Here is a 19678-nt window from a genome sequence, read left to right on the forward strand (position 1 = left end):
ACATGACCGCAAGCACCCGAGACATCGTGCTGTCGGTGCAAGGCCTGAAGACCTGGTTCCACAGCCGCGACGGCATCGCCAAGTCGGTGGACGGCGTCACCTTCGACCTGGCCCGTGGCGAGACGCTTGCTATCGTCGGTGAATCCGGCTCCGGCAAGTCCGTGACCAGCCTGTCCATCATGGGTCTGTTGCCCAAGCCGGCCGGCCGCATCGAGGCCGGCAAGATCCTGTTCCGCGACCGCCAGGGCGTGCAGCACGACCTGGCGCACGCCACGCCCGCCACGCTGCAACGCATCCGCGGCGCCGAGATCGCGATGATCTTCCAGGAGCCCATGACCAGCCTGAACCCGCTGTACACCGTGGGCGACCAGATCGCCGAGGCGGTGCTGCAGCATGAAGGCGGCTCGCGCGCCGCGGCGCTCAAGCGCGCCCGCGAGATGCTGGAGCGCGTGGAGATCCCGGCGGCCGACCGGCGCGTGAACGAGTATCCGCACCAGATGTCCGGCGGCATGCGCCAGCGCGTGATGATCGCGCTGGCCCTGGCCTGCAACCCCGCCGTACTGATCGCCGACGAGCCCACCACGGCGCTGGACGTGACCGTGCAGGCGCAGATCCTGGACCTGCTGCGCCGCCTGCAGGCCGAGATGAACATGAGCATCCTGTTCATCACGCACAACCTGGGCGTGGTCGCCGAGATCGCGCACCGCGTGGCCGTCATGTATGCCGGCCGCGTGGTCGAGGACGCCGGCGTCTACGACCTGTTCGAAAAGCCCACCCATCCCTACACGCGCGGCCTGCTGTCCTGCCTGCCGACCGCCGCGCTGCTCGCGTCCGGCGAGCGCCTTCGCGCCATTCCCGGCAACGTGCCCAGCGTGCTGGCGCTGCCGCCCGGCTGCACCTTCGCGCCCCGCTGCCCGCTGGCTGCGGACGACTGCCGCGCCGGCGTCCCCGATCTGGTGGCGGTGCGGCCCGAACACCGCGCGCGCTGCATCAAGGTAAATCCGCTATGACGAGCCCATCCACTCCCCGCGCCGCCGCGCCGCTGGTGCGCATCGACGACCTGAAGGTCCACTTTCCGACCTCGCAGGCGCGCAACGCCCCCGTCGTGCGCGCCGTGGACGGCGTGAGCTTCGACGTGCCGCGCAACACCATCGTGGGCCTGGTCGGCGAATCCGGTTCGGGCAAGACCACGACCGGCCGCGCCCTGCTGCGCCTGTTCGCCCCCACCGCCGGACGCATCGTGTTCGACGGACAGGACATCACGACGCTCAATGAAAAGCAGATGCTGCCGTGGCGCCGCCGCATGCAGATCGTGTTCCAGGACCCGTACGCCAGTCTCAACCCGCGCATGACGGTGGCCGAGATCCTGGGAGAAGCCCTGGACACCCACAAGCTGGCGCAGCACCGCCGCGCCGAGCGGATCGGCGAATTGCTCGAACGCGTCGGCCTGAACGCGGACCACAGCCGCCGCTATCCGCATGAGTTCTCCGGCGGGCAGCGCCAGCGCATCGGCATTGCCCGCGCGCTGGCGGTGGAGCCGGATTTCATCGTGGCCGACGAGCCCGTATCCGCGCTGGACGTCTCGGTTCAGGCGCAGGTGCTGAACCTGCTGCAGGACCTGCAGCGCGACCTGGGCCTGACCATGCTGTTCGTCGCGCACGACCTGGCGGTGGTCGACTACCTGTGCGACGACGTCGTGGTGATGTACCTGGGCCGCATCATGGAACGCGGTCCGACCAGCGAGGTTTATGCGCGCCCGCGCCATCCCTACACCCGCGCGCTGCTGTCCGCCGCCCCTGTGCCGGATCCGCGCGCCCCGCGTTCGCGTATCCTCCTGAAGGGCGACATCCCGAGCCCGGTCAACCCGCCTTCCGGCTGCGTGTTCCGCACACGCTGCCCCCATGCCATCGACGCCTGTGCGGCGGCGGTGCCGCCGGCCGTCGGCGTGAGCGCGGACCACTACGTGTCCTGCATCCGCCTCGACGATCCCGCGCTCGCGGCATGAGTCCGCCCGAATTGATCCAGGAACCACACATGAACATCATCCGCGACATCGTCTTCCAGATACGCAGTCGGCGGGACGCATTGAGCGTGACAGAACGCAAGGTTGCCGACGCCATCCTGGACGACATCATCTGGAGCGCCAGCGCCACGGTGGACCAGCTGGCCGCCAAGGCCGGCGTCAGCATCGCCACCATTTCGCGGTTTGCGCGCACCGTCGGCTGCGACGACACGCGCGACCTGAAGATGAAGCTGGCGCAGGCCAGCACGGTGGGCAGCCGGTTCCTGGACCCCAGCGCCCCCGTCGAGGAAAGCACGTTCTACGCGCGCATCTACGCCGACATCGAAAGCACCCTGCGCGCGCATCTGCCGACGTTCACCGAGCCGCTATTCGAAGCCGCCGCGTCCATCGTGGACGGGGCGCGCATGATCTACGTCTTCGGCATGGGCGGCGCGTCGGCGGTGCTGGCGCAGGAAGTCCAGTCACGCCTGGTGCGGCTGGGCTATCCCATCGCGGTTTACAGCGACGCGGTGCTGCTGCGCATGGTGGCGGCCACGCTCGACGAGCGCGACGCCGTGCTGGTGCTGTCGGCCTCAGGCCTGACGCCCGAGATCGTCGGCGCCGCGCGCATCGTCAAGCAATATCGCGCGCGCATCGTCGCCATCACCGACGCGTCGTCCGAACTGGCGAAGCTGGCCGACGTGGTGCTGCCCATCCGCACCGACGAGACCGACTTCATCTACAAGCCGTCGGCCTCGCGCTACGCGATGATGCTGGCCATCGACCTGCTGTCGACCGAACTGGCCATGCTGAACCAGGAAGAAAACCGGGAACGCCTGCGCCGCATCAAGCTGGCGCTGGACGAACACCGCGGCGGGCCGAACCGCCTGCCGCTGGGCGATTGATCGGGAAACCACGATGTACGACACCCTTATTGGCAACGTCCGGATCCTGGACGGTTCGGGCGGCCCCGAATACCGCGCCAGCGTGGCACTGGCCGGCGGCCGCATTGCCGCGATCGGCGAACTGCCGGGCGCGCCGGCGCGCCAGCTCATCGACGGCACCGATCTCGCGCTGGCCCCGGGCTTCATCGACGTCCACACCCACGACGACACCAACGTCATCCGCACGCCGGACATGCTGCCCAAGCTGTCGCAGGGCGTGACGACCGTGGTGGTGGGCAATTGCGGCATCAGCGCCTCGCCGGTCACGCTGCGCGGCGAGCCGCCCGATCCGATGAACCTGCTGGGCAAGCGCGAGGACTTCCGCTACGCCACCTTTGCGGACTACACGCGCGCGATCGAAGCCGCGCGGCCGGCCGTGAACGTTGCCGCCCTGGTGGGGCATACGGCCTTGCGCAGCAACCACATGGACCGGCTGGACCGCGCCGCGACGCGCGAGGAGGTGCTGGCAATGCGCGCCCAACTGCGCGACGCCCTGGCGCACGGCGCGATCGGCCTGAGCACCGGCCTGGCCTATGCCTCGGCGTTCGACGCGGACACGGCCGAGGTCAAGCTGCTGGCCGAGGCGCTGGACGAATTCGGCGCGCTGTACACGACGCACCTGCGCTCGGAATTCGCCGCCATCCTGGAGGCCATGCAGGAAGCCTTCGACATCGGCCTGCACGCGCGCGTGCCAGTGGTGGTGTCGCACCTGAAGTGCGCCGGCGCCGGCAACTGGGGCCGCACGAAAGAGGTGCTGTTCGCGCTGGAAAACGCGGGGCGCATGCAGCATGTGGGCTGCGACTGCTATCCGTATTCCGCCAGTTCGTCGACGCTGGACTTAAAGCAGGTCACGGACGAATTCGATATCGACATCACCTGGTCCGAACCGCATCCGGAGCAGGCGCGCCGCAAGCTGGCTGCCATCGCGGCGGACTGGGGCGTCACGCTGCTGGAGGCCGCCAAGCGGCTGCAACCGGCCGGCGCGGTGTATCACAACATGCACGAGGACGACGTGCGCCGCGTGCTGTCGCACCGGCTCACGATGGTGGGGTCGGACGGACTGCCCAACGATCCCATGCCGCATCCGCGCCTGTGGGGCGCGTTTCCGCGCGTGCTGGGCCATTACAGCCGGGACGTGGGCCTGTTTCCGCTGGCGCAGGCCGTGCACAAGATGACGGGGCTGTCCGCCGCGCGCTTCGGCCTGGCCGAGCGCGGCTTCGTGCGCGAGGGGCACCACGCGGATCTGGTGCTGTTCAACCCCGATACCGTCATCGACCGCGCGACCTTTGCCGCGCCCGTGCAGACCGCGGCGGGCATCGAGGCCGTTTGGGTAAACGGTGTCCTGTCGTACCGCAAGGGCCAGGCCACCGGCGAGCGCGCCGGCCGCTGGCTGCCGCGCAGCGGCGACCTGCGCGCGTCCTATCCCGCCATTCCGGCTGCGTCGTAGCGGCCGCCCGCCGGACCACTTCAAGGAGAATCCTTCATGAGCGCTACCCCCACTCCCGACAACAACGGCATCACCCGCTACGGCGTGGCCGGCGGCACCGGCCAGGGCGGCTCGCACATGCCCTTCGCCCGCGCGGTCGCCGCGGACGGCTGGCTGTACGTTTCCGGCCAGGTGCCGATGGAAAACGGCGAAGTCATCGAAGGCGGCATCGTGACGCAAAGCCACAAGGCCATCCAGCAGGTGCTGGCCATCCTGCAGGAAGCCGGCTACGGCCCCGAACACGTCGTGCGCTGCGGCGTCTGGCTGGACGACGCGCGTGACTTTGCGTCGTTCAACAAGGTGTTCAAGGAATACTTCGGCGCAAATCCGCCGGCGCGTGCCTGCGTGCAGTCGAGCCTGGTGGTGGATGCGAAAGTGGAAGTCGACTGCGTGGCGTATAAGCGCCCCTGACACGCAGGCAGGTCGCGGTAGGTGTCAGACACCGGGTTCAATGCGCGGCTACCGCCAAACACGGCATGCCAAATAAAAAATGCCCGGTTTCCCGGGCATTCCGCATTGGGCCAAAAACGCCGCTACATCTTCACCACATCCACGCCCTTGGGCGCGGTGAACTGGAATTCCTTGGCGGGCAGTTGGGGGTTGGGCTGGATGGCCGACAGGTCGACGCGGGTGGTCTGGCCGAACGAGTCGAGCAGTTCCACGCGCACCGGCAGGTTGTTCTTCATGCCGATGTCCACGCGCGAGAAACCGGCGTCGGCCGTGCGCGGCTTGGCGCGCAGCCAGTCGACACCATCCTTGGCCGGCAGCGCGCTGACGTCGAAGGACTGTTCCAGCGAGCCCGAGCCGAAAAGAATGGCCGCGGGCGACGTGCCGATGGCGGCGTCGACCTTGCGCTCGGTGACCTGGGCCAGGTCGGGGTCGAACTGGAAGACCTGGCGGCCGTCGGAGATGACCAGTTGCTCGTAGGGCTTTTGCACGGCCCACTTGAATTTACCGGGGCGCTGGAACGAGAACACGCCGGTCTGCGCGGGCTGGGTGCGGCCCTGGTCGTTGACGGTGTACTGCGAAAACGACCCGGTGGCCGCCGTGACCGTGGACACGAAGTTGCGCAATTGCTCTTGCGCGCTGGCGGCCAGCGCCAGGGCGGGGACCAGGGCCGAAGTCAGGCCCAGCACCGCAACGGCGGCCAGGCGTTGAAACGTCTTCATCATGCTTCCTCTCGTGCGGCGGCTGCGGGAACCAGGATCTCGCGGTTCCCGTTGGATTGCATCGCCGACACCATACCCGATTGCTCCATCTGCTCGAGTAACCGTGCCGCACGGTTGTAACCAATCCGAAGATGACGCTGCACCAGCGAAATGGACGCGCGGCGGTGCTTGAGCACGACTTCGCAAGCCTGGTCGTACATCGGGTCGGATTCCGCGTCCCCGCCGATGCCCGTGACGCTGCTGGCGCCTTCGGCGCCGTCGCCGTCCAGGCCGCCTTCCAGGAGGCCCTCGACGTAATTGGGTTCGCCCTGCGACTTCAGGCTTTCGACCACGCGATGGACTTCGTCATCGCTGCAGAACGCCCCGTGCACGCGCACCGGCAAGCCGGTGCCGGGCGGCATGTAGAGCATGTCGCCCTGACCGAGCAAGGTTTCCGCGCCCATCTGGTCAAGAATGGTGCGCGAGTCGATCTTGGACGACACCTGGAACGCGATGCGCGTGGGGATGTTGGCCTTGATGAGGCCGGTGATCACGTCCACGCTGGGACGCTGCGTGGCCAGGATGAGGTGGATGCCCGCCGCCCGCGCCTTCTGCGCCAGCCGGGCGATGAGTTCTTCGATCTTCTTGCCCACGACCATCATCAGGTCGGCCAGCTCGTCGATGACAACCACGATGGTGGGCAGCGGCGACAGCGGTTCGGGCTGGTCCGGCGTGAGCGAGAACGGATTGGGGATCGGTTCCTCGCGCTTGATCGCGTCGCGGATCTTGGTGTTGTAGCCGGCCAGGTTGCGCACGCCCATCTTGCTCATGAGGCGATAGCGCTTTTCCATTTCGCCGACGCACCAGTTCAGCGCATTGGACGCCTGGCGCATGTCGGTCACCACAGGCGCCAGCAGGTGCGGGATGCCTTCGTAGACGCTCATTTCGAGCATCTTGGGGTCGATCAGGATCAGGCGGGTATGCGAGGCGTCGGCCTTGTAGAGCAGCGACAGGATCATGGCGTTGATCCCGACCGACTTGCCCGAACCGGTGGTGCCCGCCACCAGCAGGTGGGGCATCTTGGCCAGGTCGGCCACCACCGGGTTGCCGGCGATGTCCTTGCCCAGCGCCATGGTCACGACCGAATGGCTGGCGTGGTAGGTCTGCGAACCCAGGATTTCGGACAGGCGCACCATCTGGCGGCGCGGGTTGGGCAGCTCCAGCCCCATCAGGTTCTTGCCCGGTATGGTTTCGACCACCCGGATGCTGACCAGGCTGAGCGCGCGCGCCAGGTCCTTGGCCAGGTTGACGATCTGGCTGCCCTTCACGCCGGTGGCCGGCTCGATTTCGTAGCGGGTGATGACAGGGCCGGCCTGCGCCGCGACCACGGTGACCGACACGCCAAAGTCGGCCAGCTTCTTTTCGATCAGGCGCGAGGTGAATTCGATGGTCTCGGCCGACACGGTTTCCTGGTTGTTCAGGGGCGGATCGAGCAGGCCAAGGGTGGGCAGATCGCCTTCGGCGCCGCCGGTGGGCGGGAAAAACAGCGATTGCTGCTTTTCCTTTTCGACGCGCTCGGACTTGGGCACCACGGTGATGGCCGGTTCGATGCGGACCGGCTGCTCGTGCACCAGTTTTTCCTGCTTGGCCACCACCTGTTCGGTGCGCACGGCCTTGGCGACTTCGCCGACCTTGCGGTCCTGGCGCGCGGTGTAGGAATTGCGCATCTTGCGGACCAGGCCTTCCAGCCAGGAACCGACGCGCTCGGCGACCGCCAGCCACGAAAACGAGAAGAACAGGCTGAGTCCGATTGCCAGCATGACCAGGAAGGCCAGCGTGGCGCCGGTAAAGCCGATGCTGCTGCCGATGAGGTCCGCCAGCATCTGGCCGATGACGCCGCCCGCGCCGCTTGCCGTTTCCGACGCGCCGGGCAGATGCGTGCCGCGGCTGGCCAGGCGCAGGGCTTCCATGCCCAGCGAGCCCATCATCAGCAGGAAAAAGCCAATGCCCTCTTCCCAGTGGACGCGCGGCAGCACTTCGGGTTGCTTGCTGTTGGCCACGCGCAACTGCGCGGCCAGGCGCCGGTAGCCAGCTCGCACGCGATGCAGCAGCAGGACGACCCACCACCAGGCGGAGAAACCAAAGAGATAGAGGAGGATGTCCGCCAGGTAGGCGCCCAGGCGTCCGCCCTGGTTGCGCACGACATCGCCCGGAACCGAGTGCGACCAGCCAGGGTCGGACGCGCTCCAGGTGGCGAGCACCAGGGTAAGCCAGGCCGCCAGGGCGGCAAAGAGGATCCAGCGGGCTTCACGCAACAACGCGGAAATGCGCGTTTGCAGCGGCGAGGGTCCGTTGCGGGTGTTGCGCGAGGCGCGCGGAGAAGCAGTCGAGATACGCGGCATGCGGCTCATTATAATTGGGCGTTACCCTAAAGATACCTGCCCATGTCCACGCCTACGCACGCTAAAGTTTTGATACTCGGTTCCGGCCCCGCCGGTTACACGGCGGCCGTCTATGCGGCACGCGCCAATCTTAACCCTGTTCTTGTTACAGGTTTGGCCCAAGGCGGCCAGCTCATGACCACCACGGACGTCGACAATTGGCCGGCCGACGCGGATGGCGTGCAGGGTCCGGACCTGATGCAGCGCTTCCAGAAGCACGCTGAACGCTTCAACACGGAAATGCTGTTCGACCACATCGCCAAGGTCGACCTCTCCAAGCGCCCCTTCACCCTGACCGGCGACACCGGCAAGGTCTACACCTGCGACGCGCTCATCATCGCCACGGGCGCCTCGGCCAAGTACCTGGGCCTGCCGTCCGAGCAGTCCTTCATGGGCCGCGGCGTCTCCGGCTGCGCCACCTGCGACGGTTTCTTCTACCGCAACCAGGACGTGGTGGTGGTCGGCGGCGGCAATACCGCTGTCGAGGAAGCCCTCTACCTGTCCAACATCTGCCGCAAGGTCACGCTGATCCACCGCCGCGACAAGTTCCGCGCCGAGCCGATCCTGGTCGACAAGCTGATGAGCAAGGTCGAAAACGGCAACATGGAACTCAAGCTGTTCCACACGCTGGAAGAAGTGCTGGGCGACGACAGCGGCGTGACCGGCGTGCGTGTTCGCCACGTGGACACCGGCGCCACCGAAGACATGGCCGTCACGGGCGCCTTCATCGCCATCGGTCACCAGCCCAACACGGAAATCTTCCAGGGCCAGCTCGAGATGAAGGACGGCTACATCGTCACCAAGAGCGGCCTGTCCGGCATGGCCACCATGACCTCGGTGCCCGGCGTGTTTGCCGCCGGCGACGTGCAGGACCACGTCTACCGCCAGGCCATCACCAGCGCCGGCACGGGCTGCATGGCCGCCCTGGACGCCCAACGGTGGCTGGAGAATGCGGGGCAGTAAGGTCGGCATGGCCGACCTGAAACGCCTGAAGAAGGACCTGCAGGAAGAACGCGAACGCGCCGCCCTTGCCCCGCAACGGGCGGCGGCGGCGGCCGCGCGCCCCGCGTCGCCCCCCGAGGACGACCTGGCGGCGTTCAAGCGCTCGATGAAGTCCGTCACGCCGATCCGGCACGCGCAACGCGTCGAGCACAAGCCCGCCCCCGAACCCGCGCCCGCCCTGCGCCGCGCCAACGCGCTGGGCGAAACGCCCAACCGCGCCGACGCGGGCGTCTCGGACGGCGGCGAGATCACGCACCTGCTGTCCGAAGGCGGCACCGCCTTCGTCCGTGGCGACGTGGCGCCCGACACCGCGCGCAATTTGCGCCGCGGCCAATGGCGCGCCGGCGCGGAACTCGATCTGCACGGGCTGCGCGTCGAGCAGGCGCGCCATGCCCTGCTGTCGTTCCTGGACGAGTGCCAGGAACACGGCATCCGCTGCGTGCGCATCGTGCACGGCAAGGGCTACAACTCGGAAGGCCTGGAGCCGGTGCTGAAAGACAAGGCCCGGACGTGGCTGGTCCAGAAGGCCGACGTCATGGCATTCTCCGAGGCCCCCGAGCGCGAAGGCGGCGCGGGCGCCCTGTTGGTGCTGCTGCGCCAGTCCGAGGGGCCGCGCAAATGAAGTGGCTTTACCTGGCGGTGGCGATCGTCGCAGAGATCTTCGCCACCAGCGCCCTCAAGGGCTCCGAAGGTTTCACGCGGCTGGTGCCGTCGGTCATCACCGTCTTCGGCTACCTGATTTCGTTCTACTTCCTGTCGCTGACGCTGCGCGAGATTCCCGTGGGCATCGCCTACGCGATCTGGTCCGGCGTCGGCATCGTGCTGATCTCCATCGTGGGCGCGGTGCTGTTCAAGCAGCACCTGGACACACCCGCGCTCATCGGCATCGGCCTCATCATCGCCGGCGTGGTGGTGATGAACGTCTTCTCCAAATCCGTCTCGCATTGACGACGTTCTCCGCAGTTCGGATACAAGGCCTGGGGACGCGGGGCATCCTGGCGCAGACCTCGCTACGCGTCGCCCTTGCGGCAATCCTGTGCCTGGGTTGGCTGTTCGCCGCCTGCGCATCGGCCCAGGGCTTTGACCGCGCCGCCGAGCTCAAGCGCTACCGGGCCTGGTACACGGTCTTCTCAGAGGACATGGACCGGCTGGCCGCGGCGTCCGGCCCGCTGACGGAAGCGCAGTTCGATGCGCTGTTTGAAAAGTCGGTCGTGCCCGGCTCGCGCGCGGCCGGCTTCCTGCGTGAAACCTTCGCGCGCCGAACCGGCGATGGCACGTACCGCCCGCGATACGGCCCCCGCCCCGTATTCATGGGCGTGCTGGCCAGCGGCATTCCCGCGGGCCAAGGCGGCCGCTATCCAGAATCTGATGCCGCGTTCCAAGGCAAGGACCTGTCGGTCTGGTACCTGCACGTGGACGTGGGCGACATGACCAACACGTACCTGCTGTCGTCCGGCGCCTTCGCCCCCTACCGGCTGCCGCCCGCGGGCGCGTTCGAGCGCCGCGCCTACCCGTTCCTGCTGATGGACACCCGCGACGGGGCGTTGCGGCTGGGCGGCGTCAGCGCCGAACTCTGGGGCCTCGTTGCGTGGCTGCAAATTGCCGCGAACTAAGCCCGTGCTGCGCCTGTACGCGATGGCGGCGATGTCCGCTGCGCCCGGCCTTGCTCTGGCCCTGTGCCAGCCGCTCGCCGCGAACGAACGTCTGACCGTTGTCGCCGACGTGCGGCTCGACGACACCCACACGCTGCTGGCCAAGGACGGCTCACGCATCCGCAGCTGGCTGCCGGCCGTCCAGGTGCCCGACGGACCGCGCGCCGTGCCGGTCATCTGGGCCGAAAACGTGGACTGGTCGGTGTACGCCGCCGGACCCGGCACGCACATTGGCGTGACGGTGCTGCGATTCGAGCAACGCCAGGACGGCCGCCCGCATCTTTGCGGCATTGCTCAGTACAGCCCGAACACCGTGGACGAGGCCCGCGCCGAGCCCGGACCCGCCCTGCCGCCGCCAGAGAGCGAGACCCGCTTTCGCTACGACGCATCGGGCCGGCTGATCGGCTACGAGGTGCGGTCCCGCACCTGGGACGGCCGCGCGAATCGGCCCGTCCGGCGTTGCCTGCGCTATGACGCCAACGGCTGGCTCGCCGAATTGGCCGACGGCAGTTGCGACGGCGCCTCCCGTCCGCAGGTGCGCTATGTGCATGACGCGGCCGGCCGCCTGTTGCGGACCGTCCGCCACGCGCCTGAAACCGGTGAAGCAAACGAGGTCATCGTGCATGACGCCGCAGGCGGGATCGCCCAGCGCTATCTGCGGCCGGTCCTGCAAAGCGAAGACGGGCGCGACGCGCAGGCGGGATTGCCATACCGCGCCGTCGCGGGCGAACACCCGGTTCTGGTGCTGCCCGGCCCCGGCTGGCAGCCGCCCACCCTGGAGTCCTACCACTACGACTGGGCCATCGTGCAGCCGCGCGGCGACGCCAGCGTTTACGAGGCCAAGCGCGATCCCAAGTCCGTGCTGGCCAGCGGAAACAGCGGCGAAAACGGACGCTTCGACATGAGCGCGGACGTCCGCCGGCGCGTGTGGGCGGCGGCGGGCCGCGCGCCTGGCGGCGTACAGTGGTTGTGGGCGCCGGGACAGGTGCTTACGCTGCTGCAGGCCATGCCCGGCACCGCGTGGGCCGCCTGCGCCGACCCCCAGGACCGCCGGCCGGCAGCCTGCCCTGCTCCCTAGCTGTTGTCCGGCTGCGGATGCCGCGCGTCCGGGTTGCGCAGGTAATCGACCAGCGCCAGCGTGGCCCGGTCGGGCGGCGGGGTCAGCAGCGACACCACGAAGATCGTCAGGAACGCCACCGGGGCGCCGAATACGCCCGCCGCGATGGGCTGAATGCCCCACCACAGGTCCACCGGCTGCGTGCGCGCGATGCCCAGCACCGATTCCCGCAGCCACGGGTGCGTGTGCGTCATGTAGGCAAACGTCGCGGCCAGGCCTGCGGCCATCCCCAGCGTGGCGCCCCATTTGTTGGCGCGCCGCCAGAACACCCCCATGACGAGCGCCGGGAAGAACGACGAGGCCGCGAACGAAAACGCGGCCGACACCATGAACAGGATGTCCGCGGGTTTGCGGGCCGCGACCCACGCCGCGCCAAACGCGACCACCAGCAGCAGGATCTTGGACACCATCACGCGGCGCGCGGCCGACATGCGCGGCGACACGACCCGGTACCACATGTCGTGAGAAAGCGAGTTGGACAGCGTCAGCAGCAATCCGTCGGCCGTGGACAGCGCCGCCGCCAGACCGCCGGCCGCGACCAGCCCGGAGATCACGTAGGGCAAGCCGCCGATTTCGGGCATGGCCAGCACCACCACATCCGCGCCCATGCTGATTTCGCTCAGCTGCACGACGCCATCGCGGTTGATGTCGGTGACGTCGAGCAGGTTGGTGTCGACCGCGCTCCAGGCGTGCACCCAGTTGGGCAGACTGAGGAAGTTCGAGCCCACGACCTGGGTATAGATTTCGAACTTGACCAGCAGCGCCAGCGCGGGCGCCATGAAGTACAGCAGCAGGATGAACAGCAGCGACCAGCACACCGACTTGCGCGCCTCGATGACGGACGGCGTGGTGTATGAGCGCATCAGGATGTGCGGCATGCCGGCGGTGCCCAGCATCAGGCACAGCACCATCGCCAGGAAGTTGATGCGCATGTTGCCGCGTTCCTCGGGGTCCTTGGCCGGGAACGGTTCGGCGTGCGGCGTGGGCGGCGCGGCGCGGGCCTCGAAGGTCGCCTTGGCCTGAGACCACGTGGTGCGTGCATCGTCGACGGTCGGCGGGTAGGCGGCCAGTTCGCGTTCGGCCGACCGGATCTCGACCATGGGCGCGTCGCCCGCGTTCAACTGGGCCAGCCGGCTGCGCAGCTTGTCCTTTTCCAGCGTCCACGATTCGGGCAGCGTCTGCAGGCGGCGCGACATCTCGTCGGCGCGCTGCTGCCAGATCGTGCGCACCTCGATCTCGGACGGATCGTTCTGCAGGTAGACCTCTTTTTCGGTCACCTGCTGCAGCACGGCTCCGCCCGACAGTTGCGGCAACGGCATGTTGGTGTGCTTGACCGACAGCCAGATCACCGGCACGAGGTACGCAATGACCAGGATGATGTATTGCCCGACCTGCGTCCACGTGACCGCGCGCATGCCCCCCAGGAACGAACACACCAGCATGCCGCCCAGCGCAACGAAGATGCCCAGCTCGAATGAAATGCCCGTCATCCGCGTGGTGATGATGCCCACCCCGTAGATCTGGGCGACCAGATACGTGAACGAGCAGAGAACGGCGCAGAAGACCCCGGCCAGGCGCGGCAGGTTGCCGCCGTAACGGGCGCCCATGAAATCGGGAATGGTGTATTGGCCGAAGCGGCGCAGGTACGGCGCCAGCAGCATCGCCACCAGCACATACCCGCCCGTCCAGCCCATGATGTAGGCCAGCCCGCCATAGCCGGTCAGATACAGCGTGCCCGCGACGCCGATGAAGGACGCCACCGACATCCAGTCGGCCGCGGTCGCCATGCCGTTGTAGATGGCCGGCACGCGCCGGCCGGCGACGTAGTACTCCACCTGGTCGGAGGTGCGGCAGACAATGCCGATGCCGGCGTACAGGCTGACGGTGACCAGCAGGAACACATAGCCGATCCAGTTGCGCGGCATGCCCAGGATCTCGGCCAGCGCCATCAGCAGGATCATCAGCGCAAAGCCTGCCGTGTACAGCACATAGATGCGCCGCAGGCGGATGCGGAACTCCTGGGGGGTGTCTCCCGTGAAAAATGGCATCAGCGCGGCTCCCCGGTTTCGTCGGCGCGCTCATCGGCGCGATTCATGACCCGGGCGTAGACGGCGATGATGATCAGGTAGGCCAGCGGGGCGCCGTAGGCGGCCATCCAGAAGGCGAAGGGCCAGCCAATGAAGTCGAACGAGAGCCGGCGGGCGAAAAACGAGGGAATGAAGGTCAGCGCCGCCCAGATGGCGAGCAGCAGCAGGATCAGCCGCAGATTGCGGCGCCAGTAAGGCGTGACGGATGTCCGGGAGGGAGTAAGGCGCGTTTGCGGCATAGCGTGGATGAGCAGGTCCCATCTAAATATCGCCAAACGCAGCGCTTGAAAAGCCCTGAAGCTTGATCTGCCGGCTTTTTATGCGACAACGGCTGGCACTTCCTGGTGCCAGCCGTTGTGCGTTTGCTTTTTTGAGTACTGCTTTACTTTTTTATTTACCGGTGCCGCCGGTATTTGCCCATGCAGGGCTTTGTCTCCTCACCTGCATGGGAAGAGATTCTGCACCAGATGCGGGATTGCCACACTAGGGGAATGCCCTAAGACGGAGCATTCATTTACATATTCCCTGCACCATATAAGTGCATTTTGGCCCTGCCGTTCTAAATATTGGGATTTTTTGGCCCAAACCGCCCCGCGCACGGCCTAATTCTTGAGCACTGCTCAGTTCATGAGCATGGCCGATGGCGCCCGGCGTCCGAACCCGTGCACGCCAGGATGCCCGATTCCGGGCACGACAGCCAGAAGCTTGCCAGCCCCTCTTTACACGGCGTTTACACCCCGCCCGCCAAGCTATACCCCGTTTTTACCCCCCGCTCCGTAACCTGCCGGTGTCTTCAATGGTCACCTCGCCTGCCCGGCGCACATCCGCCTTTTGCCGCGCAGGCCTGTTCGAAGGGAGCAAGCCTCCCGGGGAGAAAAAACGTGGATCTCGTCTATATCGGGCTCTTTGCCGCGATGGCCGGGCTGACCTGGGCGCTCGTCCGGTTCTGCGACGCCTTGTCGGCCGGAGGGCAGTCATGAGCTGGCTCTACTGGCTAAGCGGCCTGACGGCCGCATTCCTGTTCGTGTACCTGCTGGTCGCGCTGTTCAAACCGGAGAAATTCTGATGACCCCCGAATTCGTCGGGCTGCTGGTCTTGTACCTGGCAGTCCTTTTTGCGATCGCGCCCGTCCTGGGCCGCTACATCCGCGTCGCGATGGAAGACGGCCGCTCGCGGCTGACGGCCTGGGGACGGCCGCTCGAGCGCGGCATCTACCGGCTGGCGGGCATCGACCCCAATGCGGAAATGGGCTGGAAACGCTATGCCGCCGCCGTGCTGGTCTTCAACCTGGTCGGCATCGCCGCCGTCTATGCCCTGCAGCGCGTGCAGGGGCTGCTGCCGCTGAACCCCGCCGGCCTGGGCGCCGTGTCGCCCGATTCCGCCCTGAATACGGCCATCAGCTTCGTCTCGAACACCAACTGGCAGGGGTACGCGGGCGAATCCACAATGAGCTACCTGACGCAGATGCTGGCGCTGACGGTGCAGAATTTCGTATCGGCGGCGACCGGCATCGCCGTGGTTTTCGCGCTGATCCGCGGGCTCGCCCGGCACTGCTCGGCCACCGTGGGCAACTTCTGGGCCGACATGGTCCGCTGCACGCTGTATGTGCTGTTGCCGCTGTCGCTCGTGCTGGCGATGGCACTGGTCAGCCAGGGCGTGATCCAGAACTTCAACCCCTACCAGGCCGTGCAGACGGTCGAGACCGTGCACTACGACCAGCCCCGCGTGGACGCGCAAGGCCAGCCCGTGCTGGACGCGGCCGGCGCGCCGGTCACCGACCCGGCCACCACGCGCACGCAGACCCTCGCCATGGGGCCGGTCGCGTCCCAGGAAGCGATCAAGCTGCTGGGCACCAACGGCGGCGGCTTCTTCAACGCCAATTCGGCGCACCCCTTCGAAAACGCCACGCCGCTATCGAACTTCCTGCAGATGCTGGCCATCCTGGCGATACCCGCCGCGCTGTGCTTTACCTTGGGCGAGATGGTGGGCAGCCGGCGCCAGGGCATCGCCATCCTGGCCGCGATGACGGCGCTATTCGCCGTCTTTGCGCTGTCCACCGCGTATTTCGAACAGCAGCCCAATCCGATGGCCGAGCAAGCTGGCGCCGCGACGTTCGGCGGCAACATGGAAGGCAAGGAGACGCGCTTCGGCATCGCGGCCACGTCGCTATTTGCCACGGTCACCACGGCGGCGTCCTGCGGCGCGGTGAACGGCATGCACGATTCGTTCTCCGCGATGGGCGGCCTGTCGCCGATGCTGCTCATGCAGCTGGGCGAAGTCGTATTCGGCGGTGTGGGCTCCGGCCTGTACGGCATGCTGGCCTTTGCCATCCTGGGCGTCTTCATCGCCGGACTGATGATCGGGCGCACGCCCGAGTACCTGGGCAAGAAGATCGAGGCCTTCGACATGAAGATGGTTTCCATCGTCATCCTGGCCACGCCGCTGCTGGTGCTGGGCGGCACGGCGCTGGCCGTGTCCGTGGCGGCGGGCCAGGCCGGCGTGCTCAATCCCGGCATCCACGGATTCTCGGAGATCCTGTACGCGCTCTCGTCGGCCGGCAACAACAACGGCAGCGCCTTCGCGGGGCTGTCAGCCAACACGCCCTTCTACAACGTCCTGTTGGGGATCGCGATGTGGTTCGGCCGGTTCGCCGTGATCGTCGCGGTGCTGGCCATGGCCGGCTCGCTGGCGGCCAAGCGCCGGCTGCCCGCCGGCCCCGGCAGCATGCCGACCACCGGCCCGCTTTTCGTGACGCTCTTGATCGGCGCCGTGCTGCTGGTCGGCGCCCTTACCTATGTGCCCGCGCTGGCTCTCGGCCCGGTCGCGGAACACCTGCAACCCTGATGCAAGAAGGCTAGGAAAGAACATGGCCAAGATTGAAATGCAAACCGTCGGATCTGACGGCAGTACAGCCGCCCGCGCGTCCGCGCCCGGCGAACCGGGTCAACCGAACGCGGGCAAGCAGAGCGCGGCGCGGACTGACGCGGCCCGACCTGACGCGACCCGACCCTTTGGCCTCTGGTCGCGGGCGCTGGTGGGTCCCGCGCTTCTGGACAGCCTGCGCAAGCTGTCGCCCGCCGCGCAGGTCAAGAACCCCGTGATGTTCGTGGTCTACGTGTGCAGCCTGCTCACCACGGTCCTGTGGATCATGGCCCTCGGCGGCCAGGCCGAGGCGCCGGCGGGATTCATTCTGGGCATCGCCGTGTGGCTGTGGTTCACCGTGCTGTTCGCCAACTTCGCCGAGGCGCTGGCCGAAGGCCGGGGCAAGCAGCAGGCGGCCACGCTGCGCGGCCTGCGCACCACCATCGACGCGCACCTGCTCAAGGGCTTTCGCGACGACGACGCGTTGGATGCGGACCCGGCGCACTGGCGCGGCCAGGCCGTCAACCAGCCATCGGGCCTGCTGCGCCGCGGCGATGTCGTGCTGGTCGAAGCCGGCGACACGGTGCCCGGCGACGGCCAGGTCATCGCCGGCGTGGCCTCCGTCGACGAAAGCGCCATCACGGGCGAGTCCGCGCCCGTCATCCGCGAGTCGGGCGGCGACTTCTCGTCCGTCACCGGCGGCACGCGCGTGCTGTCGGACTGGATCTTCGTGCGCATCGCCGCCGATCCCGGCGAGAGCTTCCTGGACCGCATGATCTCGATGGTCGAAGGCGCCCGGCGCCAGAAGACGCCCAACGAGCTGGCGCTGACCATCCTGCTGGTGGGCCTGACCGTGGTGTTCCTGCTGGTCGTCGTCACGCTGATGCCCTTCTCGCTCTACGCCGTCGCGGCGGCGGGCGGCGGCGCAGCGGTCACGGTGACCGTGCTGGTGGCGCTGCTGGTCTGCCTGATACCCACCACCATCGGCGGCCTGCTGTCGGCCATCGGCGTGGCGGGCATGAGCCGCATGATGAGCGCCAACGTGATCGCAACGTCCGGCCGCGCGGTCGAAGCCGCGGGCGACGTCGACGTGCTGCTTCTGGACAAGACCGGCACCATCACCTTCGGCAACCGCCAGGCGTCCACCTTCCTGCCGGCGCCCGGCGTTTCAGCGCGCGAACTCGCGGATGCCGCGCGCCTGGCCTCGCTGGCCGACGAGACGCCGGAAGGCCGCAGCATCGTGGCGTTGGCGGACAAGGCCATCCATGCGCCCGCGCCGCGCATCGCGGGCATCGAGTTCGTGCCGTTCACCGCGCAATCGCGCATGAGCGGCGCGGACCTCGGCGAGCGCAAGATCCGCAAGGGCGCGGTCGACGCGATCCAGGCCTGGCTGGCCGCGCAGGACGCCACGGTACCCGCCGAGGCGCTGCGCCTGGCCGAAGACGTGGCGCGGCGCGGCAGCACGCCGCTGATGGTCAGCGACGGCAATCGCGCATTGGGGGTGGTCGAGCTCAAGGACATCGTCAAGCCCGGCATCCAGTCGCGCTTTGCCGAACTGCGCCGCATGGGCATCAAGACCGTGATGATCACCGGCGACAACAAGCTGACCGCCGCCTCCATCGCGGCGGAAGCCGGCGTCGACGACTTCCTGGCCGAAGCCACGCCCGAGGCCAAGCTCAAGCTCATCCGCGACTACCAGTCGCAAGGCCGCCTGGTCGCCATGACGGGCGACGGCACCAACGACGCGCCCGCGCTGGCGCAGGCCGATGTGGCGGTGGCGATGAATTCGGGCACCCAGGCCGCCAAGGAAGCCGGCAACATGGTGGACCTGGATTCCAACCCGACCAAGCTCATCGAGATCGTCGAGATCGGCAAGCAGATGCTGATGACGCGCGGCGCGCTCACTACGTTCAGCGTGGCCAACGACGTGGCCAAGTACTTCGCCATCATCCCGGCCGCCTTCGCCACCGTCTATCCGCAGCTTGGCGTGCTGAACATCATGGACCTGGCGACGCCGTCCTCGGCCATCCTGTCGGCCGTGATCTTCAACGCGCTGATCATCGTGGTGCTGATCCCGCTGGCCTTGAAGGGCGTTCGCTACCGCCCGCTGGGCGCCTCGGTGCTCCTGCGCCGCAACCTTCTCATCTATGGCCTGGGCGGCCTCATCGTGCCGTTTGCCGGCATCAAGCTCATCGACATGGTGCTGGCCGCGCTGGGCTGGGCGTGACGGCCGCCGTCATCCCTGCCACTGCCTTGCAAGCCTCCACGCAAAGGAATTCCTCATGACCACCGCAACTTCCGCGCCGCGCCAAGGCGGCATCCTGCGCCCCGCGCTGACCGTCTTCGCCGCGCTGTCGCTCATCACCGGCCTGGCCTATCCGTTTCTGACCACCGGCATCGCGTCGGCCGTGTTCCCCCGCCAGGCTGCCGGCTCGCTGATTGAGCACGACGGCAAGGTGATCGGCTCCGCGTTGATCGGCCAATCGTTCACCTCGCCGCAATATTTCTGGGGCCGCCCGTCGGCCACGGCGCCCATGCCCTACAACGCGGCAGCCTCCGGCGGCTCCAATCTCGGCCCGCGCAACCCGGCGCTGGCCGAAGCCGTCCAGGCGCGCATCGCGGCCTTGAAGGCGGCCGATCCGGACAACGCCGCGCCGATTCCGGCCGACCTTGTCACCGCCTCGGGCAGCGGGCTGGATCCGCACATCAGTCCGGCCGCCGCGGCCTATCAGGCGGACCGGGTGGCGCGGGCCCGCAATCTGCCGCGCAGCGAGGTCGATGCGCTTATCCAGGCCCACACCGCCACGCCCTGGCTGGGCGTGCTGGGCAGCCCCGCGGTCAACGTGCTGACGCTGAACCTGGCGCTGGACAAGCTGCGCGGCCCGCGATGATGGGGCGGCGTATAGTATTGCCAGCCGTTTCCTCCCCTTCCTTGCG

Annotated in this window: 18 protein-coding genes; 14 read left to right on the plus strand and 4 right to left on the minus strand. The window is 67.6% G+C overall.

The genetic code is table 11. The features are described 5' to 3' along the window. Nucleotides 1-2 precede the first annotated feature (2 nt). From FBY20_RS05585 to FBY20_RS05605, 5 genes are read left to right on the plus strand one after another with little or no spacing between them, the layout of a single operon-like run. Nucleotides 3-1010 (plus strand): ABC transporter ATP-binding protein, encoded by a 1008-nt coding sequence (locus FBY20_RS05585; RefSeq protein WP_056321377.1) that lies wholly within the window; start codon nucleotides 3-5, stop codon nucleotides 1008-1010. Then, entirely contained in the window at nucleotides 1007-2005 is a 999-nt protein-coding gene (locus FBY20_RS05590) for an ABC transporter ATP-binding protein (RefSeq protein WP_056321373.1), read from the plus strand. Before FBY20_RS05585 ends, FBY20_RS05590 begins: the two co-directional genes overlap by 4 nt. 29 nt (nucleotides 2006-2034) lie before the next feature. Continuing rightward, complete coding sequence (locus tag FBY20_RS05595; RefSeq protein WP_142050598.1) at nucleotides 2035-2907, plus strand: MurR/RpiR family transcriptional regulator; 873 nt, start codon at nucleotides 2035-2037, stop codon at nucleotides 2905-2907. 13 nt (nucleotides 2908-2920) lie between these two features. Continuing rightward, nucleotides 2921-4393, plus strand: coding sequence for an amidohydrolase family protein (locus FBY20_RS05600; protein ID WP_142050601.1), 1473 nt, complete (start codon nucleotides 2921-2923; stop codon nucleotides 4391-4393). Between the two features lie 36 nt (nucleotides 4394-4429). Beyond that, nucleotides 4430-4843, plus strand: a complete 414-nt coding sequence (locus FBY20_RS05605; RefSeq protein ID WP_056321365.1) for a RidA family protein — start codon at nucleotides 4430-4432, stop codon at nucleotides 4841-4843. Between the two features lie 122 nt (nucleotides 4844-4965). On the opposite strand, the gene lolA is transcribed toward FBY20_RS05605, so the two are convergent. Beyond that, a complete protein-coding gene (gene lolA, locus FBY20_RS05610) occupies nucleotides 4966-5601 on the minus strand; it encodes an outer membrane lipoprotein chaperone LolA (protein ID WP_174245465.1) in 636 nt (211 codons plus the stop codon). Further along, nucleotides 5601-7982: a DNA translocase FtsK gene (locus FBY20_RS05615; RefSeq protein ID WP_128827581.1), complete on the minus strand. Its 2382-nt coding sequence runs from the start codon at nucleotides 7980-7982 to the stop codon at nucleotides 5601-5603. The genes lolA and FBY20_RS05615 overlap by 1 nt, the downstream gene beginning before the upstream one ends. A gap of 42 nt (nucleotides 7983-8024) precedes the next feature. Here FBY20_RS05615 and trxB point away from each other — a divergent pair, with 42 nt between their 5' ends. From trxB to FBY20_RS05640, 5 genes are read left to right on the plus strand one after another with little or no spacing between them, the layout of a single operon-like run. Beyond that, nucleotides 8025-8984: a thioredoxin-disulfide reductase gene (trxB, locus tag FBY20_RS05620; RefSeq protein ID WP_056321357.1), complete on the plus strand. Its 960-nt coding sequence runs from the start codon at nucleotides 8025-8027 to the stop codon at nucleotides 8982-8984. Beyond that, complete coding sequence (locus FBY20_RS05625) at nucleotides 8971-9645, plus strand: Smr/MutS family protein (protein WP_056321354.1); 675 nt, start codon at nucleotides 8971-8973, stop codon at nucleotides 9643-9645. Before trxB ends, FBY20_RS05625 begins: the two co-directional genes overlap by 14 nt. After that, complete coding sequence (locus tag FBY20_RS05630) at nucleotides 9642-9971, plus strand: multidrug efflux SMR transporter (RefSeq protein ID WP_056321352.1); 330 nt, start codon at nucleotides 9642-9644, stop codon at nucleotides 9969-9971. The genes FBY20_RS05625 and FBY20_RS05630 overlap by 4 nt, the downstream gene beginning before the upstream one ends. Then, on the plus strand, nucleotides 9968-10636 hold the full coding sequence (locus FBY20_RS05635) for a hypothetical protein (RefSeq protein ID WP_255452248.1): 669 nt from the start codon (nucleotides 9968-9970) through the stop codon (nucleotides 10634-10636). The genes FBY20_RS05630 and FBY20_RS05635 overlap by 4 nt, the downstream gene beginning before the upstream one ends. After that, on the plus strand, nucleotides 10623-11753 hold the full coding sequence (locus tag FBY20_RS05640) for a hypothetical protein (protein ID WP_142050617.1): 1131 nt from the start codon (nucleotides 10623-10625) through the stop codon (nucleotides 11751-11753). The genes FBY20_RS05635 and FBY20_RS05640 overlap by 14 nt, the downstream gene beginning before the upstream one ends. Here FBY20_RS05640 and FBY20_RS05645 read toward each other — a convergent pair. Together FBY20_RS05645 and FBY20_RS05650 are read right to left on the minus strand one after the other, a co-directional pair. Next, the gene (locus FBY20_RS05645; protein WP_142050620.1) at nucleotides 11750-13840 is read right to left on the minus strand and encodes a sodium:solute symporter family protein; all 2091 of its coding nucleotides are present in this window, start codon (nucleotides 13838-13840) and stop codon (nucleotides 11750-11752) included. The genes FBY20_RS05640 and FBY20_RS05645 overlap by 4 nt on opposite strands. Next, entirely contained in the window at nucleotides 13840-14118 is a 279-nt protein-coding gene (locus tag FBY20_RS05650; protein ID WP_056321343.1) for a DUF4212 domain-containing protein, read from the minus strand. Before FBY20_RS05650 ends, FBY20_RS05645 begins: the two co-directional genes overlap by 1 nt. A gap of 737 nt (nucleotides 14119-14855) precedes the next feature. On the opposite strand from FBY20_RS05650, the gene kdpF reads away from it, so the two are divergent. From kdpF to kdpC, 4 genes are read left to right on the plus strand one after another with little or no spacing between them, the layout of a single operon-like run. Then, entirely contained in the window at nucleotides 14856-14945 is a 90-nt protein-coding gene (gene kdpF, locus FBY20_RS05655) for a K(+)-transporting ATPase subunit F (RefSeq protein ID WP_056321339.1), read from the plus strand. Further along, nucleotides 14945-16723: a potassium-transporting ATPase subunit KdpA gene (gene kdpA, locus FBY20_RS05660; protein WP_142050623.1), complete on the plus strand. Its 1779-nt coding sequence runs from the start codon at nucleotides 14945-14947 to the stop codon at nucleotides 16721-16723. Before kdpF ends, kdpA begins: the two co-directional genes overlap by 1 nt. A 37-nt stretch (nucleotides 16724-16760) precedes the next feature. Next, nucleotides 16761-18968: a potassium-transporting ATPase subunit KdpB gene (kdpB, locus tag FBY20_RS05665; protein ID WP_370458363.1), complete on the plus strand. Its 2208-nt coding sequence runs from the start codon at nucleotides 16761-16763 to the stop codon at nucleotides 18966-18968. A 55-nt stretch (nucleotides 18969-19023) separates the two neighbouring features. Continuing rightward, nucleotides 19024-19632, plus strand: a complete 609-nt coding sequence (gene kdpC / locus FBY20_RS05670) for a potassium-transporting ATPase subunit KdpC (RefSeq protein ID WP_142050629.1) — start codon at nucleotides 19024-19026, stop codon at nucleotides 19630-19632. Nucleotides 19633-19678: the final 46 nt, after the last annotated feature.

The organism is Achromobacter sp. SLBN-14, from assembly GCF_006715415.1.
GTDB lineage: Bacteria > Pseudomonadota > Gammaproteobacteria > Burkholderiales > Burkholderiaceae_B > Achromobacter > Achromobacter mucicolens.

What these genes read in the sequence shown, in the direction of transcription:
- FBY20_RS05585 (WP_056321377.1), top strand. Translation starts at nt 3, where the DNA reads ATGACCGCAAGCACCCGAGACATCGTGCTGTCGGTGCAAGGCCTGAAG.
- FBY20_RS05590 (WP_056321373.1), top strand. Translation starts at nt 1,007, where the DNA reads ATGACGAGCCCATCCACTCCCCGCGCCGCCGCGCCGCTGGTGCGCATC.
- FBY20_RS05595 (WP_142050598.1), top strand. Translation starts at nt 2,035, where the DNA reads ATGAACATCATCCGCGACATCGTCTTCCAGATACGCAGTCGGCGGGAC.
- FBY20_RS05600 (WP_142050601.1), top strand. Translation starts at nt 2,921, where the DNA reads ATGTACGACACCCTTATTGGCAACGTCCGGATCCTGGACGGTTCGGGC.
- FBY20_RS05605 (WP_056321365.1), top strand. Translation starts at nt 4,430, where the DNA reads ATGAGCGCTACCCCCACTCCCGACAACAACGGCATCACCCGCTACGGC.
- lolA (WP_174245465.1), bottom strand. Translation starts at nt 5,601, where the DNA reads ATGAAGACGTTTCAACGCCTGGCCGCCGTTGCGGTGCTGGGCCTGACT.
- FBY20_RS05615 (WP_128827581.1), bottom strand. Translation starts at nt 7,982, where the DNA reads ATGCCGCGTATCTCGACTGCTTCTCCGCGCGCCTCGCGCAACACCCGC.
- trxB (WP_056321357.1), top strand. Translation starts at nt 8,025, where the DNA reads ATGTCCACGCCTACGCACGCTAAAGTTTTGATACTCGGTTCCGGCCCC.
- FBY20_RS05625 (WP_056321354.1), top strand. Translation starts at nt 8,971, where the DNA reads ATGCGGGGCAGTAAGGTCGGCATGGCCGACCTGAAACGCCTGAAGAAG.
- FBY20_RS05630 (WP_056321352.1), top strand. Translation starts at nt 9,642, where the DNA reads ATGAAGTGGCTTTACCTGGCGGTGGCGATCGTCGCAGAGATCTTCGCC.
- FBY20_RS05645 (WP_142050620.1), bottom strand. Translation starts at nt 13,840, where the DNA reads ATGCCATTTTTCACGGGAGACACCCCCCAGGAGTTCCGCATCCGCCTG.
- FBY20_RS05650 (WP_056321343.1), bottom strand. Translation starts at nt 14,118, where the DNA reads ATGCCGCAAACGCGCCTTACTCCCTCCCGGACATCCGTCACGCCTTAC.
- kdpF (WP_056321339.1), top strand. Translation starts at nt 14,856, where the DNA reads ATGAGCTGGCTCTACTGGCTAAGCGGCCTGACGGCCGCATTCCTGTTC.
- kdpA (WP_142050623.1), top strand. Translation starts at nt 14,945, where the DNA reads ATGACCCCCGAATTCGTCGGGCTGCTGGTCTTGTACCTGGCAGTCCTT.
- kdpB (WP_370458363.1), top strand. Translation starts at nt 16,761, where the DNA reads ATGCAAACCGTCGGATCTGACGGCAGTACAGCCGCCCGCGCGTCCGCG.
- kdpC (WP_142050629.1), top strand. Translation starts at nt 19,024, where the DNA reads ATGACCACCGCAACTTCCGCGCCGCGCCAAGGCGGCATCCTGCGCCCC.